The 16,605-nt window shown below is 47.9% G+C and carries 15 protein-coding genes; 14 read left to right on the top strand and 1 reads right to left on the bottom strand.

Features of this window, described 5'->3' with window-relative positions:
• Window positions 1-29 precede the first annotated feature (29 nt).
• The 9 genes from prfB to V7126_RS09750 all read left to right on the top strand — a co-directional run bounded on the left by prfB (window position 30) and on the right by V7126_RS09750 (window position 9,304).
• Window positions 30-1,131, top strand: a protein-coding gene (prfB, locus tag V7126_RS09790) for a peptide chain release factor 2 (RefSeq protein ID WP_099047125.1) whose coding sequence is annotated in 2 segments (ribosomal slippage) — window positions 30-101 and window positions 103-1,131 — 1,101 coding nt in all. Because the reading frame shifts where the segments join, the coding sequence is not laid out codon by codon here.
• 213 nt (window positions 1,132-1,344) lie between these two features.
• Window positions 1,345-2,199, top strand: coding sequence for a YitT family protein (locus V7126_RS09785; RefSeq protein WP_046129463.1), 855 nt, complete (start codon window positions 1,345-1,347; stop codon window positions 2,197-2,199).
• Window positions 2,200-2,245: 46 nt separating this feature from the next.
• Window positions 2,246-2,569 (top strand): cytochrome c551, encoded by a 324-nt coding sequence (gene cccB / locus V7126_RS09780; RefSeq protein ID WP_046129464.1) that lies wholly within the window; start codon window positions 2,246-2,248, stop codon window positions 2,567-2,569.
• A 335-nt stretch (window positions 2,570-2,904) separates the two neighbouring features.
• On the top strand, window positions 2,905-3,591 hold the full coding sequence (gene ftsE / locus V7126_RS09775; protein WP_046129465.1) for a cell division ATP-binding protein FtsE: 687 nt from the start codon (window positions 2,905-2,907) through the stop codon (window positions 3,589-3,591).
• Complete coding sequence (gene ftsX, locus V7126_RS09770; protein WP_046129466.1) at window positions 3,584-4,474, top strand: permease-like cell division protein FtsX; 891 nt, start codon at window positions 3,584-3,586, stop codon at window positions 4,472-4,474. Before ftsE ends, ftsX begins: the two co-directional genes overlap by 8 nt.
• A gap of 87 nt (window positions 4,475-4,561) precedes the next feature.
• Window positions 4,562-5,830, top strand: a complete 1,269-nt coding sequence (locus V7126_RS09765) for a murein hydrolase activator EnvC family protein (RefSeq protein WP_216899244.1) — start codon at window positions 4,562-4,564, stop codon at window positions 5,828-5,830.
• Window positions 5,831-5,988: 158 nt separating this feature from the next.
• Complete coding sequence (locus V7126_RS09760) at window positions 5,989-7,047, top strand: tartrate dehydrogenase (protein ID WP_175075788.1); 1,059 nt, start codon at window positions 5,989-5,991, stop codon at window positions 7,045-7,047.
• Between the two features lie 128 nt (window positions 7,048-7,175).
• The gene (gene ctpB, locus V7126_RS09755) at window positions 7,176-8,597 is read left to right on the top strand and encodes a carboxy-terminal processing protease CtpB (RefSeq protein WP_216899247.1); all 1,422 of its coding nucleotides are present in this window, start codon (window positions 7,176-7,178) and stop codon (window positions 8,595-8,597) included.
• Window positions 8,598-8,950: 353 nt separating this feature from the next.
• Window positions 8,951-9,304: a swarming motility protein SwrAA gene (locus V7126_RS09750; RefSeq protein ID WP_046129470.1), complete on the top strand. Its 354-nt coding sequence runs from the start codon at window positions 8,951-8,953 to the stop codon at window positions 9,302-9,304.
• Window positions 9,305-9,370: 66 nt separating this feature from the next.
• Here the strand turns inward: V7126_RS09750 and V7126_RS09745 are convergent, their stop codons facing one another.
• Entirely contained in the window at window positions 9,371-9,523 is a 153-nt protein-coding gene (locus V7126_RS09745) for a hypothetical protein (RefSeq protein ID WP_216899249.1), read from the bottom strand.
• A 117-nt stretch (window positions 9,524-9,640) separates the two neighbouring features.
• Between V7126_RS09745 and V7126_RS09740 the strand changes: the two genes are divergently transcribed.
• From V7126_RS09740 to uvrA, 5 genes are all read left to right on the top strand, one after another.
• The gene (locus V7126_RS09740) at window positions 9,641-10,810 is read left to right on the top strand and encodes a PDZ domain-containing protein (protein ID WP_046129499.1); all 1,170 of its coding nucleotides are present in this window, start codon (window positions 9,641-9,643) and stop codon (window positions 10,808-10,810) included.
• An 88-nt stretch (window positions 10,811-10,898) separates the two neighbouring features.
• Window positions 10,899-11,192: a DUF5316 domain-containing protein gene (locus tag V7126_RS09735; RefSeq protein WP_046129471.1), complete on the top strand. Its 294-nt coding sequence runs from the start codon at window positions 10,899-10,901 to the stop codon at window positions 11,190-11,192.
• A 124-nt stretch (window positions 11,193-11,316) separates the two neighbouring features.
• The gene (locus V7126_RS09730; RefSeq protein WP_046129472.1) at window positions 11,317-11,550 is read left to right on the top strand and encodes a CsbA family protein; all 234 of its coding nucleotides are present in this window, start codon (window positions 11,317-11,319) and stop codon (window positions 11,548-11,550) included.
• Between the two features lie 183 nt (window positions 11,551-11,733).
• Complete coding sequence (gene uvrB / locus V7126_RS09725) at window positions 11,734-13,719, top strand: excinuclease ABC subunit UvrB (RefSeq protein WP_046129473.1); 1,986 nt, start codon at window positions 11,734-11,736, stop codon at window positions 13,717-13,719.
• 7 nt (window positions 13,720-13,726) lie between these two features.
• A complete protein-coding gene (gene uvrA / locus V7126_RS09720; RefSeq protein WP_046129474.1) occupies window positions 13,727-16,600 on the top strand; it encodes an excinuclease ABC subunit UvrA in 2,874 nt (957 codons plus the stop codon).
• Window positions 16,601-16,605 lie beyond the last annotated feature (5 nt).

Raw genomic sequence — 16,605 nt, 5'->3', positions numbered from 1 at the left:
TGGCGGAAATACTCGATGAGGTGAAGGAAATGGAATTAACTGAAATCAGACAGGAACTCGAAAATATGGCTTCTCGTTTAGCGGACTTCAGGGGGTCTCTTTGACCTCGAAACGAAGGAAGCAAAAATCGCTGAATTAGAGGAACAGATGGCCGACCCGGACTTTTGGGGAGACCAGCAAAAGGCGCAGTCGATCATTAATGAAGCAAATGCTTTAAAGGACTACGTCAACACGTATAAAGAATTAAGCGAATCGCATGAAGAGCTGCAGATGACGCACGATCTTTTAAAAGAAGATCCCGATTCTGATCTGCAAAACGAACTGGAAAACGAGCTGAAAGGCTTGACTAAGAAATTCAACGAGTTCGAATTGCAGCTTCTTTTGAGCGAGCCTTACGACAAAAACAACGCGATCCTGGAACTGCATCCGGGAGCCGGCGGAACGGAATCGCAGGATTGGGGTTCAATGCTTCTCAGAATGTACACGAGATGGGCTGAACGCCGCGGTTTTAAAGTGGAAACCCTCGACTATCTTCCGGGGGATGAAGCGGGGATTAAATCTGTTACACTGCTGATTAAAGGCCATAATGCATACGGCTATTTAAAAGCTGAAAAGGGCGTCCACCGTCTTGTCCGCATTTCTCCGTTTGACTCGTCCGGACGCAGGCATACGTCGTTTGTTTCTTGTGATGTCATGCCTGAATTCAATGAAGAAATCGACATCGAGATCCGGACGGAAGACATCAAGGTCGATACGTACCGGGCAAGCGGGGCCGGCGGTCAGCACGTCAATACGACAGACTCCGCTGTCCGGATTACCCACCTGCCGACCGGCGTAATCGTGACATGCCAAACGGAACGGTCGCAAATCAAAAACCGCGAGCGCGCCATGAAAATGCTGAAGTCGAAGCTGTATCAGCGCCGGATTGAAGAGCAGCAGGCACAGCTTGACGAAATTCGCGGCGAGCAAAAAGAAATCGGCTGGGGAAGCCAAATCCGCTCTTACGTTTTCCACCCGTATTCTCTCGTCAAGGACCACAGAACCAATACGGAAATGGGGAACGTACAGGCCGTCATGGACGGAGATATTGACAGCTTTATCGACGCTTACTTGCGTTCCAAACTTTCTTAAACACCTGGCACATCCATTAAGGATGTGTCTTTTTTTGCGGCTAAACCCGCCGGCAATTGATCATCCTAACGTCATAAGAGTGTGCACGCAGGCAGACGGGCTTTGTTTCTCTGCCGCTTTATCCCATTAGCACGTTATTTGACTGTTATTTACTTACAGTAGGCAACATGCTATACTCTCGATTGGTATCAGACTTGGCGGGGGATGACATATATGACACTAGACAGAACAAGAAGCCGTTTTTTTGCCGTCATGCGCGATTACGGCTATATTCTTTTAGGTTCGGCGATCGTCGGTGTGACGTTTAACATGTTTCTGCTGCCGAACCGGATCGCAGCGGGCGGAGTCAGCGGGATCAGCACCATTTTACAGTCGTTCGGTTTTGAGGCGGCCTATGTACAATGGGCTTTTAATATTCCTTTATTTATAGCGGGCGTGCTCATCCTTGGAGGAAAATTCGGGGTTAAGACGCTCGTGGGCTCAGTCTTTCTTCCGCTTGTCGTCTATCTTACGCGGGACATCAGCCCGGCGACTCATAATGCGCTTTTGGCGGCGATCTTCGGCGGAGTCGGAATCGGAGCGGGCATCGGGATGGTCTTCCTCGGAAGGGGATCGACCGGCGGAACAGCGCTGGCCGCGCAAATTATCCATAAATTCACCGGGCTGTCCCATGGCAAATGTTTGGCATTGATCGACGGAACGATCGTGCTGTCGGCGATGCTCGTGTTTACTATCGAGCAGGGGCTCTATGCGATGCTCGGCGTTTATATTTCAAGCAAAACGATCGATGTCATTCAGGTTGGGCTTACCCGTTCCAAAATGGCGATGATCATCACGAACCGCGAAGAGGAAATTCGCAAAGCGGTGCTCGTAAAGATCGACAGAGGCGTTACGAAGATCTCGGCGGTCGGAGGCTATACGGACGATGAACGCCCCATCCTGATGTGCGTCGTCGGGCAAACCGAATTCACAAAGCTGAAACAACTGGTGAAACATATTGATGAGTCCGCATTTGTCATTGCAATGGACGCTTCCGAGGTTCTCGGAGAGGGTTTTAAACGCGCGTAATCGAGGTTATAATAGGAATTGATTTCTAAAAGGAGCTGACCTCAGGATGAAAACGAAGCTGTTTACACTGTTTTTGGCTGTTTCTTTTGTACTCGCTGCCTGCGGGGGAAATAATGAAAGCAAAGACAAAAATACAAGCGGACAGACGACTGCAAATGATGGCGAGGAAATTTATCAGCAAAACTGCACAGGCTGCCACGGAAAGGATTTGGCCGGCGGTTCTGCTCCGAGCCTGAAAGAAGTCGGCGGCAAGCTTAAAGAGAGCGAAATTAAAGACATCGTTGTCAACGGCCGCGGCGGCATGCCTGGCGGACTCGTGAAGGAAGATCAGGCTGAAGCTGTAGCAAAATGGCTTTCAAAGAAAAAATAACAGTTTGCCGTGCACGACAAAAGAACCTTGTTCAACTTCGTTCGAACAAGGTTCTTTTTCATGTGTAAAGAGCCTTATTACCTATTAATAAAAGAAAATTGCAGATAATTTTGTCCTGAAAAAGGTCGAAAGTCCACATTTTTTGTCTGATATTGCGTTTTTCCTACAACTTATGTCTGGATTGAAACAAAACTGTAATATCATTTTGTCTAATCTTGACGTATAATGGGTGTTGTTGAAAAAGCGCAAAAATTTTCACGATGTACATAAGGACACAAAGCGACATGCTTTTTCGAAAAGTATGACCGTATAAACATAAAAGATTAGGTGATTACATGATCGAAATGAAAGATGTGTATAAGACTTATTCCAACGGGGTGTCGGCGCTGAACGGAATAAGCATCTCGATACATCCCGGGGAATTTGTTTATGTCGTCGGCCCGAGCGGCGCGGGAAAATCAACTTTTATCAAAATGATCTACCGCGAGGAAAAGCCGTCCAAAGGGAAGGTTGTCATAAGCAATAAAAACCTGGCACAGCTAAAAGAAAAAGAAATACCTTACATCAGAAGAAAAATCGGCGTCGTGTTCCAGGACTTCAAACTGCTGCCGAAGCTGACGGTGTTTGAAAACGTCGCCTTCGCTTTGGAAGTCATCGGCGAGCGTCCCGAAGTGATCAGAAAAAAAGTGCTTGAGGTGCTCGATCTCGTTCAGCTGAAGCATAAAGCGAGACAGTTTCCGGATCAGCTGTCAGGCGGGGAGCAGCAAAGGGTCTCAATCGCAAGATCGATTGTCAACGCGCCTGACGTTGTCATCGCTGACGAACCGACGGGAAACCTTGATCCAGAAACATCCTGGGAAATCATGAAGACGCTTGAAGAAATCAACAACCGCGGAACAACGGTTGTCATGGCGACTCATAACAAAGAAATCGTTAACACCATGAAGAAACGGGTCATCGCAATCGAAGACGGAGTTATTGTGCGTGATGAAGCTAGAGGGGAGTATGGTTCTTATGATTAGAACTCTCGGACGGCATTTGCGCGAGAGCTTAAAATCTCTCGGAAGAAACACGTGGATGACCTTCGCATCCATCAGTGCTGTAACAGTTACACTTATCCTGGTCGGCGTATTTTTGATGATCATGTTCAATTTGCTGCATATGACATCAAACATCGAAAAACAAGTAGAAATCAAAGTTTTAGTCGATTTAACCGCTAAACAGGATCAGAAAGATAAGCTGGAAAAAGAAATTAAACAAATTCCTGAAGTCAGCAGTATCAAATACTCTTCAAAAGATGAAGAGCTTAAAAACTTGAGAGACAGCTTTGGAGACGACGGGAAAGTCTTTTCAATGTTTGATCAGGAGAATCCGTTAAACGATGCGTTTGTCGTTAAAACATCCAACCCTCAAGATACTCCTAAAGTTGCCAAAAAAATAGCGAAACTGGACAATGCCTATAAGGTGAATTATGGACAGGAGAAAGTTGACCGCCTGTTTAAAATCAGCAATATTACGAAAGTAATAGGAGCTGCATTGGTCATCGGGCTGCTGTTTACGGCCATGTTCTTAATCTCGAATACGATTAAAATTACGATTTTTGCAAGACGCAAAGAAATTGAGATTATGAAACTGGTAGGCGCTACAAACTGGTTTATCCGCTGGCCATTCTTCATTGAGGGTCTGCTCTTGGGCATATTCGGTTCTGTGATTCCGATCGCATTACTGCTTGGAACCTATGACTATGTTGTTCAATGGATTGCTCCAAGAGTTCAAGGAACCTTTATCGAGATGCTGCCGTACAATCCGTTTGTGTTCCAGATTTCTCTTATTTTGCTGTTGATCGGCGCACTAATCGGTGTATGGGGAAGCTTGATGTCAATCCGTAAATTCCTGAAAGTATAGCCGGCACTTTTCCTGTCGGCCTGGTTTTCGCGCTGGGACCTGGAAAAAGCCGGCTCCCTTGATTCTGAAAGCAAGGAGGAGCCAAGGTTGAAAAGAAGATTAATGACGCTGAGCTTAACTGCTTTACTCGGAACATCGGCCGTTTTGATTCCTTTAAAAAGCAACGATGCGTTAGCATACGGGGACTTAGATAAAAAGAAGAGCGACGTTCGGAGCAAGCAGTCGAAAAACGAGACAAAGCGGGAAAAAAAGAAGCAGGAGCTTTCCGAGCTTGAATCAAAGGAGTCAAGCCTGAAAAGCGACATCGAGAAAATAGACCGTCAGATGACCGACACGAATAAAAAGCTGGAAAAGAAAAACGGAGAGATCGACCAGACAAAGGAAAGCATCGAAGAGTTAAAAGCGCAGATCAAAGAACTTAAAGAAAAAATTGAAAAGCGCAATGAAATTTTAAAGGACAGAGCTCGTACAATCCAGGAAAATGGCGGTTCAAACCGATACATAGACGTCCTTCTCGGGGCAAAAAGCTTCGGCGACTTCATCAGCCGGGCGGGAGCCGTTTCAACGATCGTTGAAGCGGACAAGGATTTGATAGAAGAGCAGGAAAAGGACCTTCAGCTTGTTGAGGACAAGGAAACGAAGCTGAACGAGAAGCTGCAAAGCCTCGAAAAAGCGCTGAAAGAGCTGGAAGAATTAAAAAAGGCGCTGGAAGGCCAGCAGAAGGAAAAGTCGAACGTCATGAAACAGGTGAAGCATGATAAAGATCATGTACACGCAGAACTTGGCGCACTTGAAAATGAAGCTGAGGTTTTGAAGCGCCAGGATGAGGCGATTAAAGCCGAAGAAGCTTACAGAAAAAAGCAGGAGGCAGAGGAGAAGCGCAAAGCTGAAGCTGCTAAACAGCAGGATACAGGCGACAGGACAGCCTCCTCGTCCAAACCGTCTGCACCGGGCAGTTCAGGCTTTATCCGTCCCGCTTCAGGCAAGTTTTCTTCCGGATTCGGAAATCGTTCTCTCGGAAATCATTTCGGAGTAGATATTGCCAACCGCGGTTCCGGCGTTCCGATTTATGCGGCTGCCGCCGGTACGGTTTACAATGCCCATTACTCGTCAAGTTATGGAAACGTCGTGTTTATTACCCATAATATCAATGGACAGACATACCAAACGGTTTACGCCCACATGTCTTCCATAAAGGTGCGCACAGGCCAGCGCGTCGAGCAGGGACAAGTCATCGGAACGATGGGTAATACAGGCCAGTCCTACGGCCAGCATTTGCATTTTGAAATTCATAAAGGCCTTTGGAACAACGCGAAGTCGAACGCTGTTGATCCGGCAAACTATATACCGCTTTAAAGGTTTCATGCCGGCCCGGTCACAACTGACCAGGCCGGCTTTTTGTATTGGCTGCAGGCTTTATCAAAAACACCTTGTCAGTTCAAGGCGCGGGGTATAGAATGAAATTATAGTCGACGGTCGACCGTCGACAATTGAAAAAGCGAGGGGATGATCTGATGAAGGCCTTCAGCATTGCGAGCATACCGGGAGACGGCGTTGGAAAGGAAGTGGTTCCTGCTGCACAGCGTGTTTTGAAAACGATTTCGGATATTCACGGCGGGCTGTCGTTTGAGTTTACGGAATTTCCTTATAGCTGCGAGTATTATTTGGAGCACGGGGAAATGATGCCTGACGACGGATTGGAGCGGCTGAAGGGGTTTGACGCTATTTTCTTGGGTGCAGTCGGAAATAGGAGTCTTGTTCCCGACCATATTTCGTTATGGGGGCTGTTAATTAAAATAAGACGCGAGTTTGAACAGGTGATCAACATTAGGCCCGCAAAGTTTTTGAAAGGGATCAGGTCTCCCTTGGCCAATCCAAAGGATTTTGATCTGCTTGTCGTACGGGAGAACAGTGAAGGCGAATACAGCACGATCGGCGGGAAAATCTACCGTGGCGAAGAGGAGATCGCGATTCAAAATAACGTGTTTTCCAGAAAGGGAACGGAGAGGGCGATGCGCTTCGCCTTTGAAATGGCGGCCAAGCGGAAAAAGCATGTTACAAGTGCGACAAAATCGAATGGCATCGTTCATTCTATGCCTTTCTGGGACGAAGTATTCGAGCTTACGGCAAAAGATTACCCGGAAATTACAACGGACTCGCAGCATATCGACGCGCTTGCCGCCTTTTTTGTCACACAGCCTGAGAGGTTTGACGTGATCGTTGCAAGCAATTTGTTCGGCGACATTTTGACTGATATCGGTGCTGCGATCATGGGTAGTGTGGGAATTGCCCCGGCAGCCAACATTAATGTCAACGGCAAATACCCTTCCATGTTTGAACCCGTTCACGGTTCAGCCCCGGATATTATTGGAAAAGGGATCGCCAATCCGATTGGCCAAATCTGGACAGCTAAGATGATGCTCGATCATTTTGGCGAAGAAGAGCTGGGAAATCGGCTGCTCGACGTGATCGAAGATGTCTTGAAAAGCGGCTGGCTGACGCCGGATATCGGCGGGGCGTGCACGACGAAAGAAGTGACGGATGAAATCATCAGCCGATTGAAAAACGTATAAAGAACGTAATGAAAACTGCCGGAATCATTGAGGCAGTTTTTTCGTTCATTGGAAAAACAATTTACATGAACTGAATCATTTTGACGCATACTACATCAAGCAACAAAACATAGTGCAGGAGGTATAGGATGAATCAGAAAATTGCGCGGCTCATCATTGCCGTCAGTCTCCTATGCGGCGGTTTATCAGCGGGAGCCGATCTGATGCCGAAAGCTGCAGCGGCCGGTAAAGACGGAGATACAGCTAGAAACGAGGCGATGGAGAAGATCGAAAAGGCATACGATCTGATCTCAAATGAATACGTGGAGCAGGTGAACAGGGAAAAGCTGCTGGAAGGAGCCATACAGGGCATGCTTTCCACATTAAACGACCCGTACTCGGTTTATATGGATAAACAGACTGCAAAACGTTTTTCCGATTCTCTTGATTCCTCCTTTGAAGGAATCGGAGCAGAAATCGGAATGGAAGACAGAAAGATCATCATCGTCTCTCCTTTCAAACAATCGCCGGCTGAAAAAGCCGGATTAAAGCCGAACGATGAAATTATCAGCATTGACGGCGAATCGATGGCTGGAATGGATCTGAATGATGCCGTATTAAAGATCAGGGGAAGAGAAGGGTCGACGGTTACCCTGAAGGTTCACCGCCCCGGCATGAAGGATCAGCTTACATTTACGATCAAACGCGACGAAATACCGCTCGAGACCGTTTTTGCCTCGGTGAAAAGAGTAAAGGGCAAGCCTGTCGGCTATATTGCGATTTCTTCCTTTTCCGAACATACGGCTAAAGATTTTGCTGCTGAATTGAAAAAGCTCGAGAAAAAGGGAATTGATGGTCTTGTATTAGACGTCAGGGGCAATCCTGGCGGATATTTACAAAGTGTCGAAAACATTTTAAAACATTTTGTGACAAAAGATCAGCCGTATATTCAAATTGCTGAGAGAAACGGCAATAAAAAACAATACTTCTCAAAGCTGAAAGAGAAAAAGCCTTATCCTATAAGCGTCATTACGGATAAAGGAAGTGCATCCGCGTCGGAAATCCTCGCCGGGGCCTTAAAAGAAGCGGGCGGATACCCTGTGGTCGGAGATCCTTCCTTTGGAAAAGGCACCGTTCAGCAGGCCGTTCCGATGGGCGATGGAAGCAATATCAAATTGACGCTGTATAAATGGCTGACGCCAAAAGGAAATTGGATCCATAAAAAAGGCATTCAGCCGACGGTTCCCGTCACACAGCCGGCTTATTTTTCAGCAGGTCCGATTCAGCTTAAAGAACCTCTTAAACCGGATATGAACAACCGCGATATTAAGAGGGCGCAGCTTCTGCTCAAAAGTCTCGGCTTTGATTGCGGGCGATATGACGGATATTACAGCGAAGGCACTAAAAAAGCCGTGATGGCGTTTCAGGCGCAAAACAAACTGAAACGGTCCGGAGCAATTGACCAAAAAACGGCAAATACAATAAATCTCAGGATTGAGGAAAAAAAGCTGGATGAAAAGAATGATCTGCAGCTTCAGGCCGCATTAAACGTGTTGTTCTCAAAAAAGTGAGGAGGAAAGACACCCTCACTTTTTTTTATTCTCAGAAAGTAATTTCTCAATCTTTTTACCTAAAATTTTTGTTTTTTCATAAAAAAAACATTCAGAATGAATAGAAATGACCCGATAAGAAAGTATATGGGAGACTTTATTAGGATGTAAAGATGCAGTGAAAATGTAACTTTTGCAAGTTGTATAAATAATGAAAAGTTCTTAAAATAAGAAAGGAACCTATCATAAATTATAATGCGTGCATTTTTTTTGCGGAGAATGTCAGCGCTAATTTGCGTTCTTCGTCTCTGTTTGGTGGAGTCGTCTGACGCTTGCGCTTTTCTTATATATAAATAATAAATGGGGGTACACGATTGAAAAGGGCAAGTATTGTGAGAGAGAAAAAATACTATGAATTAGTGGAGCAATTAAAAGTTCGATCACAAGACGTTACGTTTTCCGCTACAAAGGCCGTAGGACTGCTTATGCTGTTCAGCAGATACCTCGTCAATTATACATCAGTGGAAAGTGTCGATGACATCACCGAGGATTGCGCAGAACTTTATTTTAATTATTTAATGGACAACCATAAGCGTCTAGGCATTAATTTAACAGATATCAAACGTTCCATGCAGCTGATTGGGGACATCCTGGATGTCGAGGTGAATCACTATTTAAAGGACTTTTCTTTGTCGAATGTGACGCTTTGGATGAGTCAGGAAAAATAAACCCGCGTTTACCATACCCAAGCATTTTATTATTTGTTAGAATAGTAATAAAATGCACCAGCTTGCCTAAAGATGCGCGCATTCGCTGCCGTGAACGCGCGCATGACAGGCGCCGGCGGTTTGCAATATACGAAATGCGCGGCGGCTCGGCCAATAGGCGCTGCCTAAAATGCCGCCCGCCGTCTTTTTCTGCAAAAGCTGGACAAGCTGGGGTTTCAAAATTATGCCAGCGTAAAAGGCTGCCGGTTAACAGGCGGTTTTAAAATGCTTGGATAGGCGGTGAACGTTTCCTTGTCAGCTGAAGATACTTTAATTGAACTTTTAAAAGGAGCAGGTATGTTCTTTTTGCATCCGCTCTTCTATTTAATGATGATCATGAGTCTTGCCTACGGCTATGCCCGTATCAAACGTGAAAGAAAGACATTTCAGACGCGCATTGAAGATATACATGATGAATTCAAGTTTACATATTCTAAAGGGCTTTTGGCGGGAATCCTCTTGTCCATTGCCACTTTTGGCTTAGGCATCTCGCTTCCGCTCGGAATGCTCATTTTGATAGCGGCTGCGACTGCGATCTTTGCTTTGACATTCAGACAGAGCCTGCTGTCTTCGGCTTATACGCTTGGGGTGAGCATCGTCATCGGCTGCTGTGTCGTTTATTTCTATCCGGAAGCGGCGGATGCCGTTCTTCCGCAGCTGTCCCTTGCAAATTGGTCAGCGGCGGCGGTATTGCTCGGTCTTCTTTTAATAACAGAAGGCATACTGGCATACAAAACGGCTCATGTCCGGACGTCTCCGTCGATCGTAATGAGCAAGAGGGGGCTGCCGATCGGACAGCAAATCGCCGGCCGGACATGGCTTCTGCCATTGTTTATTCTGATTCCGGGCGACGCGATCCAATCCTCTGTTCCCTGGTGGCCCGTTTTGACGTTCAACGGAGACGCCTTTCAGTTATTGTGGATTCCGTATATCATCGGTTTCGGCCAGCGGGTGCAGGGATCGCTTCCAAGCGAAAGCATCAAGATTACGGCGAAGCGCGTCAGCATTCTCGGGGTCATCACATTGCTGATTGCAGCCGGGAGTATATGGTGGCCGCCGCTTGCCGTCGCAGCAGCGGGAGCCGCTATAGCAGGAAGGGCTTTTTTAACATGGAAACAGCGGGTGAACGACAATTCCGCGCCTTTCTATTTTTCAAAAAGGGATCAGGGACTGATGGTCCTCGGCATCATTCCAAACACGCCGGCGGCCGATCTGGGCCTTCAGATTGGCGAGATTATTACGAAGGTCAACGGTGTAGAAGTGAAAAATGTGGCGGAGTTTTATGAAGCTTTGCAAAAAAACCGCGCCTTTTTCAAGCTTGAGGTGGTCGGTTTGAACAATGAAGTTCGTTTTGAGCAAAGGGCTTCATACGAAGGTGAGCATCATGAACTCGGGATTATCTTCGTGAAAGAGGAGGGGCTGCCTTCCGAACATTCCGAGGCTGCAGCATCTGCTGAAACCTTTTAGCATATTCTTTTGAAGAAAGCGTCATCGTCCGGCGCTTTTTCTTTTGTTTAAAGGATTTGTATATCGTGAGAAAAGGAGAATGAGAAAGATGAAGACGGCTTTTCTAACCGGTGTTGCTGTTTGCCTTGTTTCAATCGTGATTTCGTTTGCGGCGGAGGACTGGACATTGGTTTTCAAAATTTCGGGCACGGCCGGCCTCGGCGCGGGTCTTCTTTCCGCTTTATTTTCAGGCGCATTCGTCAGCGGGGACCGCTTCAGGGGAAATCACCACTCGGAAACAGAGGAGCACAGAAGGGCAAATCGCAAGATGACGAACGCCCTTGCGTTTTTCGCGATTCCGAATCTGCTGGCGGCCGGTGTTTCGTTCTTTTTTGCGTTTTAACGGGCTTTGTTTCGAATAGCGCCGCATGAAGGTGGGTATGATAATGAAGTGAGTGTCTTGGTTTGTCCGTTTCTTTGTTCTTTAATATAATCAAATAAGATCAAGAAACGTGAGGAGGGTTTTTGTGTTTACAAAAGCCGTTTTTGCACTAATTTTTCCTTTCTTGCTTGTCTTGTTTTTTACAAGGGTGACGTATAACCATTATGTAGGCATCGCCCTTACAGCCGCTTTATTGTTCGCCTCATATCTGAAAGGCTACACGGAAACCTTTTTTATCGTTGGACTCGATATTGTCTCCCTCGTGGCCGGAGCGCTGTATGCCGCCAAAAAAGCGGCCGAAAAGAAGGAAGAATCATAGAACCCGTTTGGATGATTGCCGTTTGAACCCTGCTTTTGAAGATAAAAGGAGGGGTTTTTTGATAGATGGGAAACGGCGGAAGACGCAGAAAAATACGAAAACCGAACTTTAGTTCGTATTTTTTTGTTGGATGTGTTAAAATAATATAACAGGAAGATTTCGTAAGGAAACGGAGGCTTTTTTGTGAAAGACCGCTTTGAATTAGTCTCAAATTATCAGCCCCAGGGAGATCAGCCGAAGGCGATCGAACAGCTTGTGGGAGGCATACGGGAAGGCAAAAAGCATCAGACGCTTCTGGGTGCGACAGGTACAGGGAAGACGTTCACCATTTCAAATGTGATTCAAGAGGTCAATAAACCGACCCTCGTCATCGCCCACAACAAAACGCTTGCCGGACAGCTGTACAGCGAGTTTAAGGAGTTTTTCCCCAACAACGCAGTCGAGTATTTTGTGAGCTATTACGATTACTATCAGCCTGAGGCGTATGTTCCGCAGACTGATACGTTTATAGAAAAAGACGCCAGCATTAATGATGAAATAGATAAATTAAGGCACTCGGCCACATCGGCGCTTTTCGAACGCAAAGATGTCATCATCGTGGCGAGTGTTTCTTGTATTTACGGTTTGGGTTCGCCTGAGGAATACAGAGAACTCGTGCTCTCGCTGAGAACGGAAATGGAAATCGAGCGAAACGAGCTTCTCAGAAAGCTCGTCGATATCCAGTATGCGCGCAATGACATCGATTTCCAGCGCGGAACGTTCAGGGTGCGCGGGGATGTCGTCGAAATCTTTCCGGCTTCAAGGGATGAGCACTGCATCCGGGTCGAATTTTTCGGCGACGAAATCGAGAGGATCAGGGAAGTTGACGCACTGACGGGCGAAATTTTGGGTGAGCGCGAACATATCGCAATTTTTCCGGCTTCCCACTTCGTCACCCGTGAAGAAAAAATGAAAAAAGCGATTTTGAACATTGAGGCGGAGCTTGAAGAGCGGCTCAAGGTTCTGCGCGGCGAAGGCAAGCTTCTCGAGGCTCAGCGCCTGGAGCAGCGCACAAAATACGATCTGGAAATGATGCGGGAAATGGGCTTCTGCTCGGGGATCGAGAACTATTCGCGGCATTTGACGCTCCGTCCGGCGGGCTCCACCCCGTATACGCTCCTCGATTATTTTCCGGATGACTTTCTGATGGTCATCGATGAGTCGCATGTCACCATTCCGCAGGTCAGGGGAATGTATAACGGCGACCAGGCGAGAAAACAGGTGCTCGTCGACCACGGGTTCCGGCTTCCGTCGGCTTTGGACAACAGGCCGCTGAAGTTTGAGGAGTTTGAAAAACACATTCATAACATCGTGTATGTATCAGCGACACCGGGCCCTTATGAGATTGAGCATACCCCTGAAATGGTCGAGCAGATCATCAGGCCGACCGGGCTGCTTGATCCGATCATCGATGTAAGGCCGATCGAAGGGCAGATCGATGATCTCATCGGCGAAATCAGACAGAGAATCGACCGGAACGAGCGCGTTCTCGTCACAACGCTGACGAAAAAAATGTCAGAGGATTTGACGGATTATCTGAAGGAGATCGGAATAAAGGTTACATACCTGCATTCCGAGATCAAAACGCTTGAACGGATCGAAATCATCCGCGATCTCCGTCTCGGCAAGCATGATGTCCTTGTCGGCATCAACCTGTTAAGGGAAGGTTTGGACATTCCGGAGGTTTCGCTCGTTGCGATACTGGATGCCGATAAAGAAGGCTTCCTCCGCTCTGAGCGCTCCCTGATCCAAACGATCGGCCGGGCGGCAAGGAACGCCGACGGGCGGGTCATTATGTACGCGGATAAAATCACGAATTCCATGGAGATCGCGATCAATGAGACGAAGCGCCGCCGCGAGCAGCAGGAAGCATTTAACCGGAAACACGGCATTACGCCGAAAACGATCAACAAAAAAATCCGCGACGTCATCCGCGCAACCTATGCGGCTGAGGAGCAGGAAGAATATAAAGTAAAAGAGGAACCGAAGCTTTCGAAATTGACGAAGAAAGAGCGGGAAAAAGTGATCGCGCAGATGGAGCACGATATGAAGGAAGCCGCAAAAGCGCTTGACTTCGAACGCGCCGCCGAGCTTCGGGACTTACTTCTAGAGCTAAAATCGGAAGGGTGAATAGAGTATGGCAATGGAACGAATAGAGGTGAAAGGAGCAAGGGCCCATAACCTGAAAAACATCGACGTCTCCATCCCCCGGGATAAGCTTGTCGTTCTGACGGGCCTGTCAGGGTCAGGGAAGTCCTCTCTTGCGTTTGACACGATTTATGCTGAGGGGCAAAGACGCTATGTCGAGTCTCTTTCCGCATATGCCCGCCAGTTTTTAGGGCAGATGGACAAACCGGATGTGGATGCGATCGAGGGCCTGTCACCGGCTATCAGCATCGACCAGAAAACGACGAGCCGCAACCCCCGCTCAACGGTCGGAACGGTAACGGAAATCTATGATTATCTGCGCCTCTTGTATGCCAGAATCGGAAAGCCGGTCTGTCCGGTCCACGGCATCGAAATTACGTCACAGACGATTGAACAGATGACAGACCGGATTTTGGAATATCCGGAGCGCACGAAGATTCAAGTGCTTGCACCGGTCGTATCAGGACGAAAGGGAGCGCACGTCAAAGTCCTCGATCAGATCAGAAAGCAGGGCTATGTGAGAGTCCGGATCGACGGGGAGATGAACGACCTTTCAGAAGATATCGAGCTTGAAAAAAACAAAAAGCATTCGATTGAAGTCGTTGTCGATCGTATCGTCGTCAAAGAAGGTGTGACAGCGCGTCTTTCTGATTCGCTTGAAACAGCGCTCCGCCTCGGCGAAGGACGGGTTATTATCGATGTCATCGGCCAGGAGGAGCTGCTTTTCAGCGAGCACCACGCCTGCCCGCACTGCGGATTTTCGATCGGTGAGCTTGAGCCGAGAATGTTTTCCTTTAACAGTCCGTTCGGCGCCTGCCCAAGCTGCGACGGTCTCGGGGCCAAGCTTGAGGTCGACGTCGATCTCGTCATTCCGAACCATGAGCTGACGCTTAAAGACCACGCGATCGCACCTTGGGAGCCGACGAGTTCGCAATACTATCCAAAGCTTTTGGAAGCGGTGTGCAGCCATTACGGAATCGATATGGACGTGCCGGTTAAAGAGCTGCCGAAGCACCATCTTGACAAAATCCTTTACGGCAGCGACGGCGAGCAGATATATTTCAGATATGAAAATGATTTCGGCCAGATTCGCGAAAATTACATTGAGTTTGAAGGCGTCATCCGCAATGTCGAAAGGCGCTATAAAGAAACGGGTTCCGACTACATCCGTGAACAGATGGAAAAATACATGGCCAATCAGCCTTGTCCTACATGCAAAGGATACCGCCTGAAAAAAGAAGCCCTGGCAGTGCTGATTGACGGCCTTCACATCGGAAAGATCACGGACATGTCCGTGGCAAACGGACTTGAGTTTTTCCGCAGTTTGCAGCTTTCCGAAAAAGATATGCAGATTGCCAATCTGATTTTGCGGGAAATTGAGGAAAGGCTCGGATTTTTAAATAATGTCGGCCTTGATTATTTGACGCTCAGCCGGGCGGCAGGCACGCTTTCCGGCGGAGAAGCGCAGCGGATCCGACTTGCCACGCAGATCGGCTCAAGGCTGACCGGTGTGCTTTATATCCTTGATGAACCGTCAATCGGCCTTCATCAACGGGACAACGACCGCCTGATTGACACGATGAAAAACATGAGGGATATCGGCAACACGCTGATTGTCGTCGAACACGATGAAGATACGATGCTTGCCGCCGACTATTTAATCGATATCGGGCCGGGAGCGGGCGTCCACGGAGGCGAAGTGATTTCAGCGGGAACCCCTGAAGAAGTCATGAATGATGACAAGTCATTGACAGGGCAGTACCTCTCAGGGAAAAAGTTCATTCCTCTGCCTGCTGAACGGAGAAAGCCGGACGGCCGTTTCATCGAAGTGAAAGGGGCAAAGGAAAACAACCTGAAAAACGTTTCCGTGAAGTTTCCGCTTGGCGTGTTCACCGCCGTCACGGGTGTTTCCGGATCGGGCAAAAGTACGCTCGTCAATGAAATTCTCCACAAAACGCTTGCCCAAAAGCTGCATCGTGCAAAGACAAAGCCTGGAGAAGTCAAGGAAATCAAAGGAGTCGAGCATCTTGATAAGGTGATTGACATCGATCAGTCGCCGATCGGCCGGACGCCCCGGTCAAACCCCGCCACATATACAGGCGTGTTTGACGATATACGAGATGTGTTTGCCCAGACGAACGAAGCCAAAGTCAGAGGGTACAAAAAAGGCCGCTTCAGCTTCAACGTGAAAGGCGGACGCTGTGAAGCATGCAAAGGCGACGGCATCATTAAAATTGAAATGCATTTTCTGCCGGATGTGTATGTGCCATGCGAAGTCTGCCACGGCAAACGGTACAACCGGGAGACGCTGCAGGTGACGTACAAAGGAAAAAATATCGCCGATGTGCTTGAAATGACGGTCGAAAATGCAGTTCAGTTTTTTGAAAACATACCGAAGATTAAGCGCAAGCTTCAAACCCTCTATGATGTCGGCCTCGGCTACATCACGCTGGGCCAGCCTGCGACGACGCTTTCCGGCGGAGAGGCGCAGCGCGTCAAGCTGGCATCTGAGCTGCACCGCCGGTCAACAGGAAGATCCCTTTACATTTTGGACGAGCCGACTACCGGTCTGCATGTCGATGATATCGCAAGGCTTTTGACCGTCCTTCAGCGCCTGGTTGATAACGGTGATACCGTGCTTGTCATCGAGCACAATCTCGATGTGATCAAGGCGGCCGATTACTTGATTGATTTAGGGCCTGAAGGAGGGGAAGGCGGCGGAAACATTGTTGCCTCCGGACCGCCTGAAGACGTGATCAAGGTCGAAGCTTCCTATACAGGACGTTATTTAAAGCCGGTGATTGAACGCGACAAAAACAGAATGAAAAAACGGCTTCAGGAAAAAGAAGCCGTCAGACCATAGCAATC

Origin of the sequence: Bacillus sp. JJ675 (assembly GCF_036963165.1) — a bacterium.
Taxonomy (GTDB): Bacteria; Bacillota; Bacilli; order Bacillales; family Bacillaceae; genus Bacillus; species Bacillus glycinifermentans.
Note: the sequence above shows the minus strand (reverse complement) of the source record. Positions and strands in the feature narration are given on the sequence as shown.